13 protein-coding genes are annotated in these 21,167 nt (G+C 66.3%); 1 reads left to right on the top strand and 12 read right to left on the bottom strand.

Annotated elements, in window-relative coordinates; all coding sequences use genetic code 11:
- Positions 1–13: 13 nt before the first annotated feature.
- A complete protein-coding gene (locus BLR03_RS01435) occupies positions 14–1,285 on the bottom strand; it encodes an O-antigen ligase family protein (RefSeq protein ID WP_091248835.1) in 1,272 nt (423 codons plus the stop codon).
- 301 nt (positions 1,286–1,586) lie between these two features.
- Between BLR03_RS01435 and BLR03_RS01440 the strand changes: the two genes are divergently transcribed.
- Positions 1,587–2,960 (top strand): hypothetical protein, encoded by a 1,374-nt coding sequence (locus tag BLR03_RS01440; protein WP_254788098.1) that lies wholly within the window; start codon positions 1,587–1,589, stop codon positions 2,958–2,960.
- A 365-nt stretch (positions 2,961–3,325) separates the two neighbouring features.
- On the opposite strand, the gene BLR03_RS01445 is transcribed toward BLR03_RS01440, so the two are convergent.
- From BLR03_RS01445 to BLR03_RS01495, 11 genes are all read right to left on the bottom strand, one after another.
- Entirely contained in the window at positions 3,326–7,972 is a 4,647-nt protein-coding gene (locus tag BLR03_RS01445; RefSeq protein ID WP_091248482.1) for a DUF4082 domain-containing protein, read from the bottom strand.
- Positions 7,973–8,334: 362 nt separating this feature from the next.
- Complete coding sequence (locus tag BLR03_RS01450; RefSeq protein ID WP_091248485.1) at positions 8,335–9,648, bottom strand: M18 family aminopeptidase; 1,314 nt, start codon at positions 9,646–9,648, stop codon at positions 8,335–8,337.
- Between the two features lie 158 nt (positions 9,649–9,806).
- Positions 9,807–11,315, bottom strand: a complete 1,509-nt coding sequence (locus BLR03_RS01455) for an amino acid permease (protein WP_254788099.1) — start codon at positions 11,313–11,315, stop codon at positions 9,807–9,809.
- A 340-nt stretch (positions 11,316–11,655) separates the two neighbouring features.
- Entirely contained in the window at positions 11,656–12,399 is a 744-nt protein-coding gene (locus BLR03_RS01460; RefSeq protein ID WP_091248487.1) for a response regulator, read from the bottom strand.
- Positions 12,359–13,777, bottom strand: a complete 1,419-nt coding sequence (locus tag BLR03_RS01465; protein WP_091248490.1) for a sensor histidine kinase — start codon at positions 13,775–13,777, stop codon at positions 12,359–12,361. Before BLR03_RS01465 ends, BLR03_RS01460 begins: the two co-directional genes overlap by 41 nt.
- Before the next feature lie 31 nt (positions 13,778–13,808).
- Positions 13,809–14,699, bottom strand: coding sequence for an ABC transporter (locus tag BLR03_RS01470; RefSeq protein ID WP_091248495.1), 891 nt, complete (start codon positions 14,697–14,699; stop codon positions 13,809–13,811).
- A gap of 3 nt (positions 14,700–14,702) precedes the next feature.
- Entirely contained in the window at positions 14,703–15,644 is a 942-nt protein-coding gene (locus BLR03_RS01475) for an ABC transporter ATP-binding protein (protein WP_091248496.1), read from the bottom strand.
- Positions 15,645–15,824: 180 nt separating this feature from the next.
- Positions 15,825–17,321: a bifunctional phosphatase PAP2/diacylglycerol kinase family protein gene (locus tag BLR03_RS01480; protein WP_091248499.1), complete on the bottom strand. Its 1,497-nt coding sequence runs from the start codon at positions 17,319–17,321 to the stop codon at positions 15,825–15,827.
- Positions 17,322–17,395: 74 nt separating this feature from the next.
- Positions 17,396–18,583 (bottom strand): MFS transporter, encoded by a 1,188-nt coding sequence (locus BLR03_RS01485; RefSeq protein WP_091248502.1) that lies wholly within the window; start codon positions 18,581–18,583, stop codon positions 17,396–17,398.
- The gene (locus BLR03_RS01490; RefSeq protein ID WP_091248505.1) at positions 18,580–19,353 is read right to left on the bottom strand and encodes a DeoR/GlpR family DNA-binding transcription regulator; all 774 of its coding nucleotides are present in this window, start codon (positions 19,351–19,353) and stop codon (positions 18,580–18,582) included. The genes BLR03_RS01485 and BLR03_RS01490 overlap by 4 nt, the downstream gene beginning before the upstream one ends.
- A gap of 130 nt (positions 19,354–19,483) precedes the next feature.
- On the bottom strand, positions 19,484–21,166 hold the full coding sequence (locus tag BLR03_RS01495; protein WP_091248508.1) for an ABC-F family ATP-binding cassette domain-containing protein: 1,683 nt from the start codon (positions 21,164–21,166) through the stop codon (positions 19,484–19,486).
- Between the last annotated feature and the right edge of the window lies 1 nt (position 21,167).

Below are 21,167 nucleotides of genomic sequence, written 5' to 3' on the forward strand. Positions count from 1 at the left end.
ACCGAGACTGGATTCATGCCTGCCTTTCCGATCGTCCAATACCAAGATTGTGCCTTGGATTTGTCAATTCAAGTGCACTACGTTCCTTTGTGACCATTAGCCACACGGATCCTGAGAGCCCGACGCAAAAGGGATACACGAGGGCGAAAACCGGGAATCCCAACGCGTCGAAAGCGGCGGCCGCCGGCGCAGCTACCAGGCAGGCGGCAGCTACGGCCCCCGCTAGCGTCTTCAGCCGCTCGTCCTTTGCATAGAACGCAGCGATCCATGCCGCCACCCCGGGAACCACCGTATAGGCCAGAAGTGCGACAAATCCAGGAATGCCCATTTCGACGATCGTCTTGAGGTATTGGTTGTCGAGGATTTCGATGGCGTTGCGGGTTAGGTATGCGCCGGGCCCGATGCCGGTCCAGGGACGTGCCGACACCATGGCTTCGACACGCGGATAGTCCTCAAGCCTGGCAGTTATGGAAGTGTCGGCGGTACCTGCGGTCGCGGTTCCGAACAAGGTAGCCATCAGCCCCGGCACGGCAACGAAAAGTGCCATGGCTATTCCCAGGAACGCCAGCAGGGACCACTGCCGGGCCCGCGACGGCAGGAATGGAACTAAGACGAGCGCGACAGTCAGGATGCCCACCATTCCTGATCGGGAAACGGTGGCTGCTATGGCGAACACCAGCAGACCGGTCCCTGCCCAATGCATCCACTTCCGTCCGGTCCGGTCATAGAGCGCCCGCCACAGGGACAGTGGGACCAGCATTGAGGCGAGCACGCCGAGCTCGATGGGATGGAACGTGCTGCCGGCGACTCGCAGGAAACTCCCCCGTTCCTGGAAGGGCTGGTTTCCGCCGTTGTTTTGGAACCCGGGCATGATTCCCTGGATCCACACCATAGGGTCATAGTGCGTTACGAACTGGACGGCGGCCACGACGCTGCAGAAGACGGCGCCTCGAAGTAAGGCCCGCACCAGGATCATCGCCGAATCAACGGTCCTGGTCGACTCGGTCGTGACCAGGACGATCCCCGACGAAGCGATCATCAGGAACATCCACCGGTCCGCACTCGCCCGGGTCGTTGCGGTCGAAGGACCGCTGATTCCCACATACATCGCGGCATACGACAGACAGGATACGAAGACCAGGGCACCCAGTGCGACGCGTCCCGGATGCCCAAATTCCAGCGTGCGATGCAGGCCAAACGCAACGGAGGCCAGCCAAAGGGCAAACACCAGCAGGGCGAGGATGTGCGCCACATATCCCGCAGCCCCCAGGGGCTGAAGAATCATGTTGGCCGGAAAGATAAAACATGCAAGGGCGGTCGCCTGCAGCAGTGCCGGCGGGCGCTGCCTCTTCTCGTCGGGCAGTGACGCGTCAATGAGGACCGGGGCCGGCGGTTTTCGCCCGCCTGGCAGATGCTTGGCCACGCCACCCCCAACCGTGCTGTGCGGAGGCGCCTCGCGAGACCGTTTACGCCCCCTGCTATGGGTGATACTCTAGCGGGAAAATTCCGGACTTGTCGCTAGTTTTTCACTATTGGTTTGGCCCGGTAAATCGGTGCCGATCACCATTTCCAGTCAGGAAATCGGAATGAAGAAGCCACCCATGAAGCTGCCAATGATCCGAATGAACAACTCCACGCGGGCGCTCCGAATGCGTTTGATCCAGCTCGCCCTGGTCGCCTTGGTGGTTGGGGGCTTCACTCCCCCGGGCGGTGCCCTTTCCGGCCCGGGGGCAATTGTCCAAGACCCGCTGCCCGACGGCGTGACCCTCCAGCAGGTGGACGGCGGCCCGGACTTTTACGGGCGCTTTTCACCGACGCTCCCCGGCAGCAACACTTTCTTCCCCCTCGGCGTCTGGTTTGAAAGCGTCCTGACGTCCGCCGACGTAGACCAGGACCGCTCCGCCGGCCTCAATATGTACGTTCAATTGACGGAAGACTCCGATCCTGGACTCATTCGGGCACAGGGCCTTCATGCGCTTCCCTCCTCCACTTCGCCGGCCGCATCGGGATACCTGCTCTCAGACGAGGTCGACATGTGGGCCGGCGCGGGGTCAAACATCTGGACCGGCCACGGTCAGGGCGAGGGCGAGATCTGCACCCCGCCCGGCTCAGGATGCGGGTTCACCGTCCAGGAAGCCCTGTCCGCCAAGCTTCCCTCGCGTGCCCTGAAGTACGCCAACTATGGCAAAGGGGTGACGTTCCAGATAAAGAACCCCGAGGCCGCCCGGTTTGTCAACACATATCAGGACGTTGTGTCGGCGGACAACTACTGGTTTACGGATCCCTATATCTGCAGTTGGGTGGAGGGCGGGGCCGTATTTGCCGCCGGACGGGACCTAACGGACGCCGAATGCCGCACCGCCGCACATTACGGCTGGACCGTCGACCGTGTACGGTCCCTCGTCCAGCCGCAAGGCAGCAAGCCGGTGTGGGCCTTCGTAGAGGTCGGCCATCCGTTCTCGGAACAGGATTCGCTCACCATTACCGCCCCGCAGATCCGGGCGGCGGTTTGGAGCAGCATCATCCACGGTGCCCGCGGCATCGTGTACTTCAACCACAATTTCGGGGGCCCCTGCGTCTCGCAGCATGTTCTTCGCGAGGACTGCGGGGCTGCCGTCAGGCCGACGGTCACGGCAGTCAACCAGCAAATCACCGGGCTTGCACCGGTGCTGAATTCCCCGTCCGTCCGCGGACTGGTGACAGCCAGTGGCGGCGGGGTTGACCTTTCGGTAAAAGCCCACGATGGTCACTTCTACGTCCTGGCAGCCTCCACCTCGGCAGGCCGTCAACAGATATCGTTTTCCGTTGCGTGCGGCAGTCCTCTCACCGCCCAGGTGCTCGACGAGAACCGAGCCATTCCCATCTCCGCGAATTCTTTTACGGACACTTTCGAAGACTCGAATTCCGTTCATATTTACCAGCTCAACGGAGGAAATACCTGCGGGCTGGGACTTGAATAGCCCGGCACATTATTGGGCCCCCTAAACCGACGTTGCCTGGGGACCCGGCCCGGGGAAGTTGAGTTTCCGAACCCTCCCGGGAATGCCATCGAGTCCTTGCAGACCGCGCAGGCCGGGAGATCCCGCGCGAGGCGACCCCCGGGCTGAACGTGGCCCGCTCCCCGCCGGCAGGGCATGTCGACGGGGTGCCGGATTACCCCGGGGGGCTCATTGGCAACCACCCACCGAAAGTGGCCGGAATCCCACGCACCCAAACGCCGGAATCCCCGCCAACACGGGGTTCCGGCGTCTCAACCTGAGTACATTCAGCCTACAGACGGGAACGCGGGCCCGACCACTGGCCGGACCCGCGCACCTCGGCGCAATCAGGGCGTTGTGACTTCGACGTCCACCCAGTAGTTGGTGGCATTCCAACTGTTGCTCGGGAAACCGCCCGCACCGTACAGGTAGACCCCGTTCGGTCCGCTCGTCCCGTCAGCGAGGCCGTGCAGGATTCCCCGGTCGGCGGACTTGCCGGCAAAGAAAGCACCATCGGCCGAGTAGTACCCGTTGGGCGCCAGGTAGGACACCACATATGTTGTGTTGGCACTGATGGCGATGGGGCTGGAGAACGTTGCCCGCTGCCAGCCGGACGCGCTTTCGTTGGTGAATGTCACGCTGCCGAGGAGCTGCCCTCCTGAGGTCCACAGCTTCCCGACGTGGGTGCCGGTGTTCTGCGGTCCCTTGTAGAAACGCACTGCGGTGACGGTGCCGGCAACGTCGGAGCGGAATTTCATTCCCAGTTCGACCGAGGATCCATCCTGCGCTGTCACGGTTGATGGCAACGCGGTGGGATCGAAGACGGAACAGGGACATCCTGCCGACTGTGTCGTCGTCGTGAACGTCCAGGTGTATGGCGCAGCCATCGCTACTCCACCGCTGCTGCTGGTGGCTCCGGACACAGTGGCCGTGAAGGCGGTGTTGTAGGCGAGGGACGCGGACGGCGTGAACACCGAGGTGTTCGTGAGGCTGTCGTAGCTGAGCGTGCCCGGGACATTGGTGTTCGCAGCGTCCTTGACGTTGAAGACCACGGTGCTCGGATCTACGGCCCTGTCGTAGCTTGCCCGGATGGTGGTGGTGACGGCCACGTTGCTCGCTCCGCTCGCAGGAACCGTGGAGGAGACCACCGGGACCGTTGGCGAGCTCGACCCGTTCATCACCACGTCAACCCAGTAGTTGGTTGAGTTGTAGCTGTCCGTTGGGAAGGACGTGGTCCCGTACTTGTACACACCGTTGAGTCCATCGACGCCGCTGGCCAGGCCGTGGAGCGGATAGTTATCCGCTCCCGAGGCGAAGAAACCGCCGTTGGCCGAGTAATGGCCGCCCGGGGCGTAGTAGGACACGACGTACGTGGTGTTTGCCTGGATCGACACCGGCGTCGAAAGGTTTGCCTGCTGCCAGCCCGACGCGGACTCTCCGGCGAACGTCACCGATCCGAGCAGCTGCCCGCCGCTCGTCCACAGCTTGCCGGTGTGGGTTCCGAGGTTCTGCGTGCTCTTGTAGAACCGGATTCCCGTCACCGAGCCGGCCACGTCTGAGCGGAATTTCATCCCCAGCTCCACCGAGGATCCGTCGGACACATCGACGGTGGCGGGGAGGGCGTTAGCAGTGAAGACGGTACACGGGCACGTCACGGCCGGTTGGGCCGCCGTGGTGAATGTCCAGGTGTACGGGCTGGCCATTGACTGTCCGGTGGCGTTGCTTGCTCCGCTGACAGTGGCCTTATAGCTGGTGTTGTACGCCAGTGCAGAGGCCGGAGTGAACGTGAGGGTACTCCCGTTGTACGCCAGCGTGCCGGTCACGTTCGTGGTGCCCGCCGCGAGTGTGAACGTTGCACCGCTCGTGGAGATGGGCTGGTTGAAGGTGGCACTCGGGGCGACGTTAATACCGACGCCGGTCGCCTGGTTGGCGGGCGCCGTCGATGTGACCGCCGGCGGAGTCGGCGCGGTCGCCGTCGTAAACGTCCAACTGTAGGGGGCTGCCATGGTCTGGCCGCTTGAGTTGGTGGCACCACTGACGGTGGCTGTATAGGTGGTGGCGTATGCCAGCGCCGCGGCCGGTGTGAAGGTGGAGGTGTTGGTCCCGGACGCGTAGCTGGAGGTGCCCTGGACCACGGCGCCGGAGGAATTGAGGACCGTGAAGACTACCGACGATGGCACAACAGCCTGGCTGAAGGTTGCGGACGGTGTCACCGAGACCGGAACCCCGGTTGCCTGATTCGCGGGCGCCGTTGAGGAAACTGCAGGCGGAACCGGTGCCGCCGCCGTCGTGAATGTCCAGCTGTAGGGGCTGGCCATTGTTTGTCCGGCAGCGTTTGTCGCGCCGCTGACCGTTGCCGTGTAGGTGGCGCCGTAGTCGAGTGACGCCGACGGTGTGAACGTCGCCGTGCCCGCTGCGTAGCTCGTCGACCCGGCGACGGCGGTGTTGTCGGCCTTCTTCAGCGTGAAGTTCACGCTGCTGGCCGTCACGGATTGATTGAATGTTGCGGTGGGGGCGACGTTAGTTGCCACTCCGGTAGCCAAGTTCGCCGGCGTTGTGGAGGATACAGCAGGGGCCGCAGGCGCTGACGGGGTGAACCGGACGTCCACCCAATAGTTCTCAGCGTTGTAGGAGGATGTGGGGAACGTGCTGCTGGCTCCGTATGCATAAACCCCATTGCCGGAGGCTGTCGTGTTTCTCTGGCCGTGCAATGGTCCGCTGTCCAGGGAAGAATATCCTGCCGGCATGGGTGACGGGTTGGGATACATGTAGCCAGGGGCCTGGGCGTAGTGGCCCTGGGGGGCAAAATACGAGACCAGGTAGGTGGTGTTGGCCGCAACGGACACGGGCGTTGAAAAGTTGACGTTCTGCCAGCCGGTTGCGGTTTCCCCAGTGAAGGTGGCTGTGGCCAGCAGCGCTCCGCCGGAGGTCCACAGGTTTCCGATATGCGTGCCCTTGTTCAGGCTCGACTTGTAGAAGCTGACGCCATTGACCACGCCGGCCGTCTGGGTAGTGAACTTCATCCCGACTTCCAGGCTGCCGCCGTCCCCTGAATCGGGGGTGTCCGGCACGACGCTCGAGCCGAAGATGGAGCAGGGGCAGGAAACGTTGACTGCCGCCCCGGCCCCGGGCGTCTCCAGATTTCCGGAGTCATCCACGGCGCGGGTCTTGACGGTCGTGGCAGGGCTTCCGTGTACCGTCCAGCTGTAGGTCCAGTTGGTTGTCCCCGTCGCAGGGTGCCATGTGGTTCCGCCGTCCGTGGAGACCTCGACACCGCCCACGACGCCGCCGACGTCGGATGCGGTTCCCGATACCGTCACCTTGGAACCGTCAGTCAGGGTCTGTCCGTTCAGGCCGGACGTAATGTTGGAGACCGGCTTTGTGGTGTCAGTGGACTTGGTGGCTGCCACGAGCCCGGTCAGGAGGGTGGCCGGCTGGGCGCCCATGTCGGCAAACAGGTTGACTGTCGCCTGCTGCATGTTCCGGTCAGGCTGCGTCAGCGTGGTGTATCCATCCAGTCCGTAGGCCCACTGCACGGTTCCGGCGCCGAAGACCAGGGCGCCACTGGCGGCCCGGTACATCGTGAGGTTGTGCGTCTGCGTGGATGCGGCCGTAGTGCTGCCGTAGTCAGTGAAGGCTTCGGGCACGGCTACCGTGGTCGATGAGAGTCTGAAGGCTCCGGGTGGCCTGAAGCCGTTGTCGGCGTCGATGTCCCATTCGTAGCCCAGGGTGTCCAGTCCGGCTCCCAGCGTCAGGGACTGGGTGCCGGTCAGGGCGGCCGCGGCGGTATTCTTCCACAGCCGCATGGCGGCGAACTGCGCCGGAACCTTGATGTCGGCGGACCCCGAATTGACCAGGAAGAACTGTCCGGTCAACGCGTTTTCTGGATTACCGCCGCCCGTTGCGGTCCCGTACCGGGGATCCCGCCAGGTACCGGTCCATTCGACCGGGTCGGTAGGACCGTTGAAATGCGTGTCTTTGTAGGACACGAGGGTGCGGCCATTCGTGTGGGAAGGGTCGATACTTGCCTCCCAGCGCGTCCGCCAGAACATTTCGTTGCCGCTGAAGAATGCGAGGTTCACTCCCGCGTCCCGGGCTGCCTGGACATTTGACCTCTGGGGGCCGCTCCAGTACTCGTCGTGGCCGGATGAAATGAACATCTTGTGGTTAAGGAGGAGGCTGCCCCGGGTGTTCACGTCCCATCCGCTGAGGTAGCTCACGTCGTAGCCGTTGGCCTCGATGAAGCGGATCATCGGGTATTCCGTGTCCATGAGCCAACTGTGGCCCTGGTCGCCTGTGGAGTTGAACGGGCGGTTGTAGGAGACCTTGTAGGCGGCTTTGTAGGCGAGGGGACTTCCGCTGGGGCATGCGACGGTGCAGGAGTAGAGGCTGTTGCCCCCGTAGTTGTTGTAGGCCTGCCATGTGGTGTCCGAGGTCTGGACCACCATGGGGCTGGTGCTCGAATCATTGCGCACTACGAAGGGGATCATGCTGTCGCCGCCGGTGTCATTGCGGACCAGATGGGCGAAGTACACTCCCGAGACGGCGGTGGACGGCACCGTCCACGATGCGGAGACGGCCCAGTTGCCGCAATCCACCAGTCCTGATGTGGCGTCCGTCAGGCAAGCCGGCTGGGATTGGGGCAAAGATACCGACAGCGGAATACTAGCTGCGATCTTCCGGGCCCCGTCCCCCTGGTAGTAGCCGAAGCGCAGGATGTCGATGTGGTAGGCCGTCGCCGGAGTCTTGATCTTGAAGCCGATGGATTCACCCAGATTGACGCTCATGGTGGTGCCGAACCCCTGGATGGTGGAGTCGCCGGATCCGGTGACTTCCCAGTCCGACGTCGGAGTTCCCGGCAGGGAGTTCTCGCACGCGACCGCATTGGTCACCGGCGGGGTGCAGACGGCCGCCGACGCCGGTGCTGCAGACACCAGAGCGGAGCTGACGGTCAAGGACCCGCCGACCAGGACCAGTGCAAGGAACGATGACATCCGCCGCAGCCGACGGGGTGCTGACTTCACATTTGCAAACACGCTGACTCCAGTTCGACACGCGACTATTCGACGTGCGCCCCCCAGGTGTCTGCACCACCCGTGACCGCTCTTCAAGGACAATTCAGCTGCGTTCCGGAAAGCACTCCCGGACCGGCGCTGTATTCAGAGAAGGCACCCGCCGTCCGCGGCAGTCCGGAACCTGGACCACCAACCTGCGGGGCTTCCATACGCCTTGAACTCTAGGACCGCCCCGGAACCCCGGCCAGAGCATCGGAGCCAACTTTGTGGGTATCCGCAGGATCCATGTGGGTCCGCAGTTTCCCGCTCAACCACCTCTGACCTGCTGTTACGCCGGTCTGTTAGGCCGGCGTGCGGAAGAACGTCCGGGTGACCGTGGCCAGCCTGTGCGGGTCCTCGACCCCGCACAGCTCGCGCGCCGAGTGCATCGAGAGCAGGGGGACGCCGACGTCGACCGTTCGGATCCCCAGCCGGGTGGCAGTCAGGGGGCCGATCGTGGAGCCGCACGGCATCACGTTGTTGGAGACGAATTCCTGGTATGGGATGCCGGCCTCGGTGCACAGCCGCGCCCAGAGGGCGGCCCCGGCGGCGTCGGTGGCATAGCGCTGGTTGGCGTTGATCTTCAGCAGGGGGCCGCCGTTCAGGACCGGCCGGTTGGCGGGGTCGTGCCGTTCCGGGTAGTTCGGGTGGACGGCATGGCCCGCGTCCGCGGAGACACAGAACGACGCCGCAAAGGCCTGCCGCCGCTGGCTCGCCGAAGCCCCGAGCCCGTCGGAGATCCGCACCAGGATGTCTTCAAGGACCGGTCCGCAGGCGCCGGAGCGTGATGCGGAGCCGATTTCCTCGTGGTCGAAGGCTGCGAGCACGGCGATCGGTGCACCCTCCGGCAGGGGCGTGCCGGAGTGCGCGATCAGCGCCGTGAGCCCGGCGTGCGTCGCGGAGAGGTTATCGAGCCGGCCGGAGGCGAAGAATTCGCGTTTCGCGCCGAACACCGCGGGGGCCTGGGTGTCGGCGATGACGACGTCGTACCCGCCGATCTGCGCCGGATCCACTGCGGCATCCGTGACCTTCGCCGCGAGGAGGCCAAGCAAGTCCTCGGCGGCGGGATCGCCCAGCCCGAACACCGGATTCATGTGCTGCTGCTTGTCCAGGGCCAGGCCTTCGTTCACGGCCCGGTCCAGGTGGATGGCGAGCTGCGGGAAACGCAGAAGAGGGCCGGTGGCCGTGAGGTGCTGCGTGCCGTCGCGCATGACGAGCCGGCCGGCGAGCTGGAGTTCGCGGTCCAGCCAGGAGTTCAGGAGGGGGCCGCCGTAGACCTCGACGCCGGCCTGCAGCCAGCCGAACTTGCCCGTGGTGGGTTTGGGCTTGAGTTTGAACGACGGCGAGTCCGTGTGGGCGCCGAGGATATTGAATCCTGTGATCGGTCCGGCGCCCGGGGGCACTACCCAGGCGACGAGGGCGCCGTCACGGACCACGTAGAACTTGCCGGCCGTGGCGGCGGGTGCCGGCCAGGGATGCAGCTCGTCGAGGCCGGTGAAGCCCGCCTCGTCCAGCCGGCGCGCGACCTCGTGGACCGCGTGGAAGCTCGACGGCGACGCGCTGACATAGGCGCCGAGGTCCTGGATGTGGTCTGCGGCAGAGCTCGGTGTTGGCATGGTTTCGAGTCTAGCCCGAGCCGCGCGGGGCGCTGGGGCGGACGCGTCGGTGCACACGGACATGCCCTCCCTTAGCGCCAAGGAATGGACATGAAGGCATTATGTCCACTGCAGGGCGCCGGTGGAGGGCATGTCCGGTGGTCCGGGAGCGCTGGAGCCTACGACGCCGGGCGGCCGCCTACTGTTGCTTCCTCGGCAGGCGCGAACGAGGCGTCCTCGGCAGGCGCTTCGACGGGATTCACCGCGGCATTGTCGGCCGAAGCCTCGGCGGCGTCCTTTGCAGGAGCCTCGGCAATGCCTGCCAGGACGGTGGCCTTGCCGCCGTTCTTGCGGTAGCGGAAGACTCCGAGTCCCACGACGACGGCGGCGAGTGCCAGCGAGAGCACCAGCGATTCCCGCGTGGATTCCAGGATCACCATGCCGATCAGGAGCGCGACGATGCTGACGATGGCCGCCCAGGTCAGGTACGGGAAGAGCCACATCTTCAGCTGGAGGTCCTTGGCGGCGGCGCCCATGCGGCGGCGCAGGATCAGCTGGGAGACGGCGATCACGAGCCACACGAACAGCGCGATGGCGCCGGAGGTGTTGACCAGGAACAGGAAGACAGTGTCCGGGGCGATGTAGTTCAGGCCGACCGTGACGAATCCGACCACCGTGGAGGCCAGCACAGCGGAGGAGGGCACGCCGGTCTTGGAGATCCGCATCCAGGACCGGGGGGCGTCCCCGCGCCGCGACAGCGAGAACAGCATGCGGCTGGCGGTATAGAGGCCCGAGTTCAGGCAGGAGAGCACCGAGGTCAGCACGACGATGTCCATGATGGTGCCGGCTCCGGGGATGCCGAACAGTTCGATGACTGCAACGTAGGGGCTCTTGGCGACGGAGGCGGAGTTCCAGGGCAGCAGGGTGACCACGATCGCGATGGATCCGATGTAGAAGACGAGGATGCGCCAGACGGTGGATTTCACGGCTTTCTTGACGGCGTCGACCGGGTTCTCGGATTCGCCGGCGGCGATGGTGGCAATTTCCGCCCCGAAGAAGGAGAAGACGACGACGAGGATGCCGGCCAGGACGGCGCCGGGACCGTTGGGCATGAACCCGCCGTGACCGATCAGGTTGTCTAGCCCGGGTGCCGGGACGCCCGGGATGAGGCCCAGGATCGCGGCGACACCGAAGAGCAGGAAGAGCACGATTGCCGCGACTTTGATGGACGCGAACCAGAATTCGAACTCGCCGTACGACTTCACGGAGCCGAGGTTGGTTAGCGTCAGCAGCACCATCAGGGCTAGCGCCCAGACCCACTGGTCAATACCGGGTACCCAGCGGTGCATGATGGCCGCCCCCGCCGTGGCTTCGATGCCGAGGACAATGATCCAGAACCATGCGTAGAGCCAGCCGATGCTGAACCCTGCCCACCGGCCCAGCGCCTTGTCCGCGTAGCTCGAGAATGAGCCGGTTTCCGGGTTGGCCGCAGCCATTTCGCCGAGCATGCGCATGACGAGGATGACGACGAGTCCCGCCGCGGCGTAGGCCACCAGGATGCCGGGGCCGGCCTGCTGGATCGCGGCGCCCGAACCGACAAACAGTCCGGCGCCGATCACGCCGGCGATGGCGATCATGGACAGATGCCTGGGTTTCAGTGATTTTGAGAGCTGCTGGTCAGCGTGCATGGAAGCGCCGTCCTTCGTGGGGGGTCCGGGCCCGTTCTTATGCCGGCAATGCATGGGTTCCATACTGTGCGGCGGGCCACAATGTCGTTTCACCCTAGACCGCCTCGCGCACGGCCCGTCTTGTGCAGTCCTACAAATGACGCGGGGTCAGACCAGGCCATGACCCAACAAAGAGGTGCAGCAAGCAACCAAAGTTGCCTCAAGGGCAATTTGGTAATGTGCCTGAAACCACTGCTTCAAAACTACCAGCCGGTAACCAAGTCACCTGTCCGGCCAGCCGTCGGGCAGGCGCCCGTCCGAGGGGGTGTTTCCGCCAGTCGTCCGCTTCCGCTAGCAGTCGCTAGTAATCCGCGTTGCTCGGCACCACGAGCCCGGTCTCGTAGGCGTACACAACCGCCTGGACGCGGTCGCGGAGGTGCAGCTTGGTCAGGATCCGGCGCACGTGCGTCTTGACCGTGGCCTCGGACAGGAAGTACCTGTGCGCGATTTCGGCGTTGGAGAGACCCTCCGCCATCGCCCCGAGCATTTCGGTTTCGCGCGGGGTCAGGTCCTCCAGCAGGGGATCCCTCGCCGGACGCGCCGGATTACCGGCCGGGCCGCCGCCCACCCCGGACGGGCCGCCCCCCGCCGGGTCGGCGCCGCCACCGGCACCGCGGACATAGGTCTCCAGCAGCCGCTGCGTGACACGCGGAGCCACGACGGCGTCGCCGCTGGCCACGACCCGCACGGCACTGATCAGGTCGGCAGGGGCCACGTCCTTGAGCAGAAACGCCGAGGCACCGGCCTGCAGCCCGGCAAAGGCGTATTCATCGAGGTCAAAGGTGGTCAGGATGATGATCTTGGCGCGGGACGCTGAGGCCGCAATGGCCCGGGTCGCCTCGATCCCGTCCAGCACCGGCATCCGGACGTCCATCAGGACGACGTCGGGCACGAGCTCCCCGGCTTGCCGGACCGCTTCGGCGCCGTCAGACGCCTCGCCGACGATGCACAAGTCATCTTCGCCCTCGAGGATGAGGCGGAACCCCATCCGAAGCAGCGGCTGGTCATCCACCAGCAGAACGCGTATGGGTTCTTTGTCGGCCACTGTTCCCCCTTGTTTGTATTGCGGCTGTTGGTATTAGAGCTGTTGGTGTTGCGGCTGGTGGAGTTGCCGTGTCTTCATTGCAGTTCAGCTCCGCGTGCACCCGCCAGCCGCCGTTGCCGGCCCGCCCCGCCTGCACAGCGCCAGCGTAAATTTTGGCCCGCTCCCGCATCCCGGCAATTCCCTGACCGGTGCCGAGCGATTCCCGTGAATCAGCGTGCGCGCCGGCGCCCGGACCGCCGAATTCCACGGTGCCGCGGCCGTCGTCGGCCACGTCAATGGTTACGAGCGAACCGTTCCGGACGATGCCCACGTCCACGCGGCTCAGCGCACGCCCGTAGCGCAGCACATTGGTCAGCGACTCCTGCACGATCCTGTAGACGGTCAGCTGGAACGCCGCATCGCCGGGCAGCGCCGGTCCGGTGTGCGTGTAGTGCAGCGGCAGGCCGGCGGTGCGGAAGCCTTCAAGCAGTTTGGCGAGGCTGCCGCCGTCCACGAGCGGTTCGCGCGGAGCATGTCCGGTGGCGGAATCGTCGCGCAGCACGCCGAGGACGCGCCGCATGTCGGACAGCGCGGTCCGCCCTGTCCGGGAGAGTTCCTCGAGAACGACGGCGGCGCGCTGCGGATCCTTCTTGACCACGACGGCGGCGCCGTCGGACAGGCTGATCATGACGGTCAGCGAGTGCGCCACGACGTCGTGCATTTCGCGTGCGATCCGGTTGCGTTCGGTGACCGAGCCGAGCTGCTGGGCTCGGGCCGCCCAGGCGGCTATCTCGTGCTCGTGCGCGCGCCGTTGCCGCACCGAGATCCCGATCCCCGTGGCGATCACGTTGGAAAGGGTGATGCTGATGGCGGCCGCGATGCTCGTGATCAGCTGGAAGTTCTCCGGCGTGCTGAGGGCCATGTCCGGGAGCCGCCCGTCCAGCGGGCCGACGGCGAGCATGAAGTACAGGAGCACGAGCGGGGCCGTCGTCACGGCGAGGGCCGCCAGGGCGAAACGCCGGGTGCGGACCACCGCCACCGCGTACAGCGCAAACCAGAGCCCGGCGGAGACATTGGATCCCCACGGATGCAGGAACGTGACGGCCAGTTCGAGCGCCCCCACGGCCGCCGCTACCTGCACCGGACGGGAGCGCCGGAAAAGCAGGACGGGAGCGGCCGCCGCGAGCAGCACGGTGACCTGCCATTCGCCGTGGATGAGTGACTCGACCGCCGTGGGCGTGACCAGAAGCAGGTAGCAGAGCACCACCAGGACATCCATGACCCGCGGACGGGCCAACAGGTAGCGGCGGAGCCGGCCGCGCCGGCGTGCGGTGATTTCGGCGAAGGACGCGTCGGCCGGAGCGGCTGACGCGTCCTTCACGGGCACAGCATCGATCATGCTCTGAGCCTAGACGGTGGGATCTGCAGGCCTAGACATCCCGCTTCTTGAGCAGGACGCCGGCGAGGACCACGGGAACAACAACCCAGGCCCCCAGGACCAGGCCGGCCTGCCAGGCTTCCAGGGTGTCCGGGACGTGGTCCAAAGCTGTGAGCGGATCCACCGTGTTGCCCGGCAGGTACTTGCGGGCCTCCACGAAGAAGTCCCCCGGAATGAGCTGGAAGGCGATGGGGGCCACGAAGAACAGGCCCACCAGGCTCATGATGCCTCCCGCCGAGTTGCGGATCAGGGTGCCCAGGGCCAGGCCGATCGCCGCGACGGCTGCTACGTAGATGCTGTTGACGATGAGCATCTTGACCGACTGCGAGCTGCCCAGGTCAAGGCCAAGGCCGTAGTTGTCCAGGATCGGCACCGAGACGAAACCGGCGGCCAGGGTGGACGCGGCCGTGACCACGAAGGACGTCAGCACCACCACCACGAGCTTGGCTGCGAACGCCGGGATGCGCTTGGGCACGGCCGCGAACGTGGACCGGGCCATGCCGGTGGTGAATTCCGAGCTCATCAGCAGCACGCCGAGGGAACCGAGGATGAGCTGGGCGAAGGCGATGCCGGAGGTGGGGACGCCGACGGCGAGGTCCCCGCCCTGCGCCGCGATCCTGGCGGCCGCCTGCGGGTCCCGCGCCGCGGCCTCGGAGAACTGCCCCGTTCCCCAGGCGGAGAGTGCGCCGAACCCCACCATCACCACAATCGTGGACCCGAGCAGGATCAGGGTGGAGAGCAGGGTGCGGAACTTGATGAATTCGGAGTTGAGGACCCGTGGGAAGGTGGGGCCGGGCCCGGAACTGGTGCCGTCTCCGGACCGTTGGGGGCCGGCGTCGGCGCCGCGGGGCGAGGGCGTGGATTCAACGGTAGTGGAACTCATGGCTTACTTGCCTCCCGCTTCGACGGGATCGGCGCCCGTGGTGATCAGCGAGTGGTATTCGACCTCGTCCTTGGTCAGTTCCATGTAGGCCTCCTCGAGGCTGGCCTGGAGCGGCGTGAGTTCGTAGATCATGACCTGGTGTTCCAGCGCGGCGGTGGCGATCTGCCGGGGGTCCAGCCCCTTGACTTCCAGGAGCTCGCGTTCCTGGACCTCCACCGAGACGCCGGTTCCGGCCAGCAGCTGCATGAGCCGGTCCGGCTGGTCGGTCCGGACCCGCGTGCGGCCTTGGCCCTTGCCCGTGATGATCTCCTGGATCGGGGCGTCGGCGATGATCCTCCCGCGGCCGATCACGATCAGGTGGTCCGCCGTGACGGCCATCTCACTCATGAGGTGGCTGGAGAGGAAGACCGTGCGCCCTTCGGAGGCCAGGTACTTCACCAGATTGCGGACCCACACCACCCCCTCCGGGTCGAGACCGTTGACGGGCTCGTCGAGGATGACGGTCTGCGGGTCGCCCAAGAGGGCCGCGGCGATGCCCAGCCGCTGGCCCATGCCGAGCGAGAAGCCGCCGACCTTTTTCCTGGCCACTTCGGCCAGTCCGGTCATCTCGATGACGTCGTGGACGCGCTTCTTGGGGATGCTGTGCGTCGCGGCCATGGCCAGCAGGTGGTTGTAGGCGGAGCGGCTCGTGTGGACGGCTTTGGCGTCCAGCAGCGCGCCGACGTCCCGCAGCGGGGCAGCGTGCTTGGTGAGCGGCGATCCGTTGACGGTCACGGAGCCCGACGTCGGCCGGTCCAGTCCCATGATCATGCGCATTGTGGTGGATTTTCCGGCCCCGTTCGGGCCCAGGAAGCCGGTGACCCGGCCGGCTTCGACGGTGAAGTTGACGCCGGCGACGGCGGTCTTGTCGCCGTAAACCTTGGTCAGGCCTCGTGCTTCGATCATGGAAGCGTTCCTTTGCGTAGCGGGCTGTTGTCCGGGGCGCCGCAGTCACGGGCCCGTCTGCACACCACGCTACCGACGCCGGGGACGTATTTCGCCGGTCTCAGGGATGATTCAGGGGCGAATCAGGGTAGTCCGGGAGGATGACAGGCCGCCCGCGGGCGGGGGCGGCCCGAGCGTGGTTCAGTTGAGCGGCGAATAGTACGTCAGCGCGCCGCGGCGGACCGCGAACTCCACGCTCCGCACGCCGGGCATGACCTCACCGTCAACGGCCAGGACCATGGGCCCGTTCCCTGGTTCCACCGTGATCCTGTCCGTTTCGGTGAGGTGGGTGATCCCGGAGGTGGCCACGGTGCCGGTCAGCACGGCCCACAGCAGCCGCAGCCGGGCGAACGGCTCGTCGGCGGTGATCATCCGCAGGTCCAGGACTCCGTCGGCCAGCACGGGGCGCACCAGCGGCGCGTGGTCGCGGGGGTAGTAGCGGCCGCGGCCGATGTAGAGAATCCACAGCCGGTGCCGCACCCCGTTGACGATCAGCGTGGTGGGGGTGCCGGCCGCGAAGGTCCGGAACATGGCCACCACGCCGGCAAGGGGTTTGCCAAGTGCCGGCTGGAGCTGTTCGCGCCGGCGGACCAAGTTCGGATAGAGGCCGATGCTGGCGGTGTTGAGCATGCTCAGTTCGAGGTGCTCGGGGCTGTCGGGGAGCCCTCGCTCAACGCTCACGTGGCCGACGTCGGCCACGGCCGCCTCGCCGCGCGATGCCGCCCGGACGGCCGCCTCCAAGGTGGGTGTCCCGGCGTCGCGGGCGAAGTGATTGAGCGTTCCGCCGGGAAGCACCAGGAGCGGGAGCGAATGTTCGACAGCGGTGGCCGCCGCCGTGCCGACGGTTCCGTCACCGCCCCAGACGCCGAGGGCCACAATCCCCGGGCGGGTCGCCACTCCGGCGATTTCCGCCGCGATGTCCTCGCCCTGGCCGATTTCCTGTATATACGCTTTAGGGAATATTTTCTGGAGAGCGTCTGCGGTCTCGTCGGCATAAGAGCCGCCGAGGGCGTTAATCGCGATGCCGAGGCCCCGGCCCTCCGGCAGGTCTGGAGCCTGGAGGGCGCTCCGGCGGGCCTCCGGGAACGGCGGCCGGACAGGCCACCATTTCCGCGTCACCATGGCCGCCCCGGCGCCGATCGCGGAGCCGAACAGCACGTCAGAAGGCCAGTGGGCTCCCGTGTGGACCCGCGAGTAGGCCACCCCGGCCGCGACAGGGGCCAGCGCCGCTCCGAGTCCCGGCCGGACCATGCCGACGCCCAGCGCGAAGGCAACCGCGGAGGCGGAGTGGCCCGACGGCATCGACGAACTCGTGGGCTGGGGGCGGACGAAGCGGAAGACCGGCAGGTGTTCGGGCAGGGGGCGCCTCCGGGGCAGGAGCGTCTTGAACACCACGTTGGTGACGGCGGACGCCACGCCTTGCGCAATGAGCCCGTGCACGGCCGCCCGCCGCGTCTTTCCGGGCACCAGGGCCATGACTGCGGCGATGCCGAACCAGAGCTTGCCTTTGTTGGCGGCTGCGGACAGGCCGCGGAAAAACTCATCGTGGCCACCGCCCGGGAGCTTGGACACGGCGCGCATAAGTTTGCGGTCGAGGGTCGACAGGCGGCCGGGAGCTTTCCTCAGCATGGTTCGCATCTGACCACCATACTGCCGGACCCTGGGCGCCGCGGGCAGTGCCCCGCGGCAGGCTATCAGCTTCGCAGGGGTCCCTACTTGGCGGGCAGCGGCTTCGCGGCGCCGGCGAGCAGCAGGGCCACGAGAATGGGAATCCCGATCGCCAGCAGTGCAGTCCTGATCCCCGTCGCATCGCCCAGGAAGCCCAGCAGAGGCGGCCCGGCGAGGAACGCGATGTAGCCCAGCGTGGACACCACGGACACCCGTGCGGCCGCCTTCCGGGGGTCATCCGCCGCGGCGGACATCCCGATCGGAAACGCAAGGGCAGCCCCCACGCCCCAGAGCACGGCACCGGCGGCGGCCAGCCAGATGGTGCCGGCGAATACGAAGAGGCAGAGGCCCGCAGCCGCTGCGGCCATGCTGGCGCGGAGCACGGCCACACGGCCGTAGGCGTCGATCGCGCGGCCGCCGAAGAAACGCATGGCTGTCATGGCCAGCACGAAGGCAGCGAACATGAGCGCGCCCGTGGACTGTTCAGCGCCGAGGCCGTCGACCGCAGCCTTGGCAATCCAGTCGTTGCCGGCGCCTTCGGTCAGGGTGGCGCCCAGCACGACGACGCCGATCAGGAGTGTGCGGCCGTCCCGCCAGGCGGAGACGGCCTTGCCACGGCCCGTTTCCCCGGTGGCGGACCCGGTGGCGGCCTGATAGGGCAGGAAGTAGCGCGGGGCCACTGTGGTCAGGACGGCGACGATCGCGGCGACGACCAGCAGGTGCTCCGGGAGCCCGACCCCCAGGGTGGACAGTCCGGCGCCGATGAGGGCTCCGACGAACGCGCCGCCGCTGTAGGCGGCGTGGAACTGCGGCATGATGGTGCGCCCGAGCCGGTGTTCGACGTCGGCGCCTTCGATGTTCTGCGAAACATCCCACAACCCGACGCCGATCCCGAAGAGGAACAGGGAAGCGGCAGTCCCCGGCACGGAGGCCGCCATCAGGGACAGCGCCACGCCGACGCCGGCCGCCGCGGCAAACAGCCCGGCACTGCGGACCGTGTTGGCGGTGCCGATCCGGCCCACGACGAATCCGGCCGTGGGCAGGGCGATCAGCGAGCCGACCGCCAGGCACAGCAGCAGTGTTCCCATCTGCCCCGAGGTGATGTGCAGGATTTCCGTCACCGCGGGGATGCGGGCGGCCCAACTGGCGAAGACCAGTCCGTTGATCCCGAAGACGAGGAATGTGGCCCCTGCGGCGGCCTTCAGTTGCGGTTGGGTTGCGGTGCTGGTCATACGATCACTGCTTCCACTGAGTGTTGCGCGAGTTGGGCATGTTCTTCCGGACTGAGCCGCCGGTCCGTCACGATGGCGTCCACGGCGTCCAGGGGTGCCACGAGGGCGACGGCGCTGGCATCCCACTTGGATCCTGCGCAGGCGACGATCACCCTACCGGCGGATTCGAGGCCGGCGCGCTTCACGGCGGCGTCGTCAAGATCGTGCGCCAACAGCCCGTCTTTGAGGTTCAGGGCGCAGGGAGTGACCACGGCTGTGTCGAAGCGCAGCGAGCGGATGTTCGATTCCGTCATCGGTCCCCGAAAGGACATCTCGCCGGGGATGAGGCTGCCCCCGGGCATCAGGAGCTCGGGGCGCCGACCCGCGGGCGCATCCTCAGGGGACAGTATGCTGACGGCCCGCAGCGACATGGGCATGATGGTCATGTCGCGCTGGCGCAACTGGCGGGCGATCTCGGTGGCCGTGGTGCCGCTGTCCAGCCAGATGTGGCCCCGGTCCTGGAGCATGGCCGCCACGCCGGCGGCAATCCGGACCTTGACGGCGTGGTCCTCTAGCTCGCGCTGGCCGTAGGCAGGGCTTTCTCCCCGCAGCACCAGGCTTCGGGCGCCGCCGTGGACCCTTCGGAGGACGCCGTGGAGCGCCAGGACGTCGAGATCGCGCCGGATGGTGGCCCCGGACGCCCCGCAGGCGCTCATCAGTTCGTCCACGGTCATCTGGTCCCGATGCCGCAGCAGCTCGCCAATCAGGCGATGCCGCTCATCAGTATTCATGAATGAATGATAACAGTTGATGATCGTTTGATCATCAAATGCGCAACTGCGATCAGACCGTATGGGACGGGATGACAGCTATGCCCCAACGGCAACGTGGGGAAGTGCAGGACGTGAGGGAGGGTCTACCTTAGCGGGCGCGCTCGACGCGCTTTTCGTCCCAGACCGGCTCGGCCGATTCATAGACCTTGCCGTCGGAGCCAAAGACCAGGAAGCGGTCGAAGGTGCGGGCGAACCAGCGGTCGTGGGTGACCGCCAGGACGGTGCCCTCGAAGTGGTCGATCGCCCGTTCCAGGGCCTCGGCCGAATGCAGGTCAAGGTTGTCGGTCGGCTCGTCGAGCAGCAGCAGCGTCGCGCCGGAGAGCTGGAGGAGCAGGATCTGGAAGCGGGCCTGCTGGCCGCCGGAGAGCGATTCGTACTTCTGCTCGGACTGCCCCGCGAGGCCATAACCGTCCAGGGCGCCGGCGGCGGCTTCACGGCCGAGCCCGGAGCGGTGCTCGTCGCCGCGGTGCAGGATCTCCAGCAGGGTCTTGCCCAACAGATCGGGCCGGACGTGGGTCTGGGCGAAGAAGCCGGGCCGGATCCGGGCGCCGAGTTTCACGGTGCCCTCGTGCGGAACCTCCGCAATCTCGACGTCGGACACCGGCAGGTGCTCCCGTTCCGGGTCGGTGCCGCCGGTGGCGAGCAGGCGCAGGAAGTGGCTCTTGCCCGAACCGTTGGACCCGAGGACGCCCACGCGGTCACCGAACCAGATTTCCGTCGAGAAGGGCTTCATGAGGCCGGTCAGCTCAAGCTTTTCGGCCACGATGGCGCGCTTGGCGGTGCGTCCGCCCTTAAGCCGCATCTGCACGTTTTGCTCGATCGGGAGGGCCTCGGGCGGGCCGGCCTCGAGGAACTTCGCCAGGCGGGTCTGCGCGGCGTGGTACCGGTTGGCCATGTCTGAGCGGAATGCTGCCTTGTTCTTGTACATGTTGACGAGTTCCTTGAGCTTCACGTGCTCCTCATCCCAGCGCTTGCGCAGCTCCTCAAAGCGTGCGTTCCGGTCCGCGCGGGCGTCCACGTAGGACCCGAAGCCGCCGCCGTGGATCCACGCGCCGGCACCGTTGATGCCCGGTTCCAGCGTGACGATGCGTCCCGCGGCGTTGTTGAGCAGTTCACGGTCGTGGCTGATGAAGAACACGGTCTTCTTCGAGTCATTCAGCTTCGCTTCGAGCCAGCGCTTGCCCGGGACATCGAGGTAGTTGTCGGGTTCGTCGAGGAGCAGCAGTTCATCGGGGCCCGCAAAAAGAGCCTCGAGCACCAGCCGCTTCTGCTCTCCTCCGGAGAGGCTCGACGCCGGGCGGTGCTGCGCGCGGTCAAACGGCAGGCCGAGGGCCGCCATGCACACCTCGTCCCAGACGGTCTCGACGTCGTAGCCGCCGGCATCGCCCCAGTCCACGATCGCCTGGGCATAGTTCATTTGCGTGGGCTCGTCGTCGTGCTCCAACATTGCCATTTCCGCCTCGTCCACGGCGCGCGCGGCAGCCGCCAGCGCCGGCGGGGCGGCTGACACCAGGAGGTCCCGGACCGTGGAGTCGTCGCGGACTTGGCCCACGAACTGGCGCATGATGCCCATGTTCCCGGAGCGGCCAATCACGCCTTCGTCCGGGACGAGGTCGCCGGAAATGATCCGGAACAGCGTGGTCTTGCCGGTTCCGTTCGGCCCGATCAGCGCGGTCTTGGTGCCGTCCGGGACCTTGAAGGTCACCCCGTTGAGCAGCTGGGTGCCGTCGGAGAGGAAGTAATCGATGCCGGAAACGTCAATATGAGCCACG

It is taken from the genome of Arthrobacter sp. ok909, from assembly GCF_900104405.1.
Lineage (GTDB): Bacteria > Actinomycetota > Actinomycetes > Actinomycetales > Micrococcaceae > Arthrobacter > Arthrobacter humicola.

What these genes read in the sequence shown, in the direction of transcription:
- BLR03_RS01435 (WP_091248835.1), bottom strand. Translation starts at nt 1,285, where the DNA reads ATGATTCTTCAGCCCCTGGGGGCTGCGGGATATGTGGCGCACATCCTC.
- BLR03_RS01440 (WP_254788098.1), top strand. Translation starts at nt 1,587, where the DNA reads ATGAAGAAGCCACCCATGAAGCTGCCAATGATCCGAATGAACAACTCC.
- BLR03_RS01445 (WP_091248482.1), bottom strand. Translation starts at nt 7,972, where the DNA reads ATGTCATCGTTCCTTGCACTGGTCCTGGTCGGCGGGTCCTTGACCGTC.
- BLR03_RS01450 (WP_091248485.1), bottom strand. Translation starts at nt 9,648, where the DNA reads ATGCCAACACCGAGCTCTGCCGCAGACCACATCCAGGACCTCGGCGCC.
- BLR03_RS01455 (WP_254788099.1), bottom strand. Translation starts at nt 11,315, where the DNA reads ATGCACGCTGACCAGCAGCTCTCAAAATCACTGAAACCCAGGCATCTG.
- BLR03_RS01465 (WP_091248490.1), bottom strand. Translation starts at nt 13,777, where the DNA reads ATGATCGATGCTGTGCCCGTGAAGGACGCGTCAGCCGCTCCGGCCGAC.
- BLR03_RS01470 (WP_091248495.1), bottom strand. Translation starts at nt 14,699, where the DNA reads ATGAGTTCCACTACCGTTGAATCCACGCCCTCGCCCCGCGGCGCCGAC.
- BLR03_RS01475 (WP_091248496.1), bottom strand. Translation starts at nt 15,644, where the DNA reads ATGATCGAAGCACGAGGCCTGACCAAGGTTTACGGCGACAAGACCGCC.
- BLR03_RS01480 (WP_091248499.1), bottom strand. Translation starts at nt 17,321, where the DNA reads ATGCGAACCATGCTGAGGAAAGCTCCCGGCCGCCTGTCGACCCTCGAC.
- BLR03_RS01485 (WP_091248502.1), bottom strand. Translation starts at nt 18,583, where the DNA reads ATGACCAGCACCGCAACCCAACCGCAACTGAAGGCCGCCGCAGGGGCC.
- BLR03_RS01490 (WP_091248505.1), bottom strand. Translation starts at nt 19,353, where the DNA reads ATGAATACTGATGAGCGGCATCGCCTGATTGGCGAGCTGCTGCGGCAT.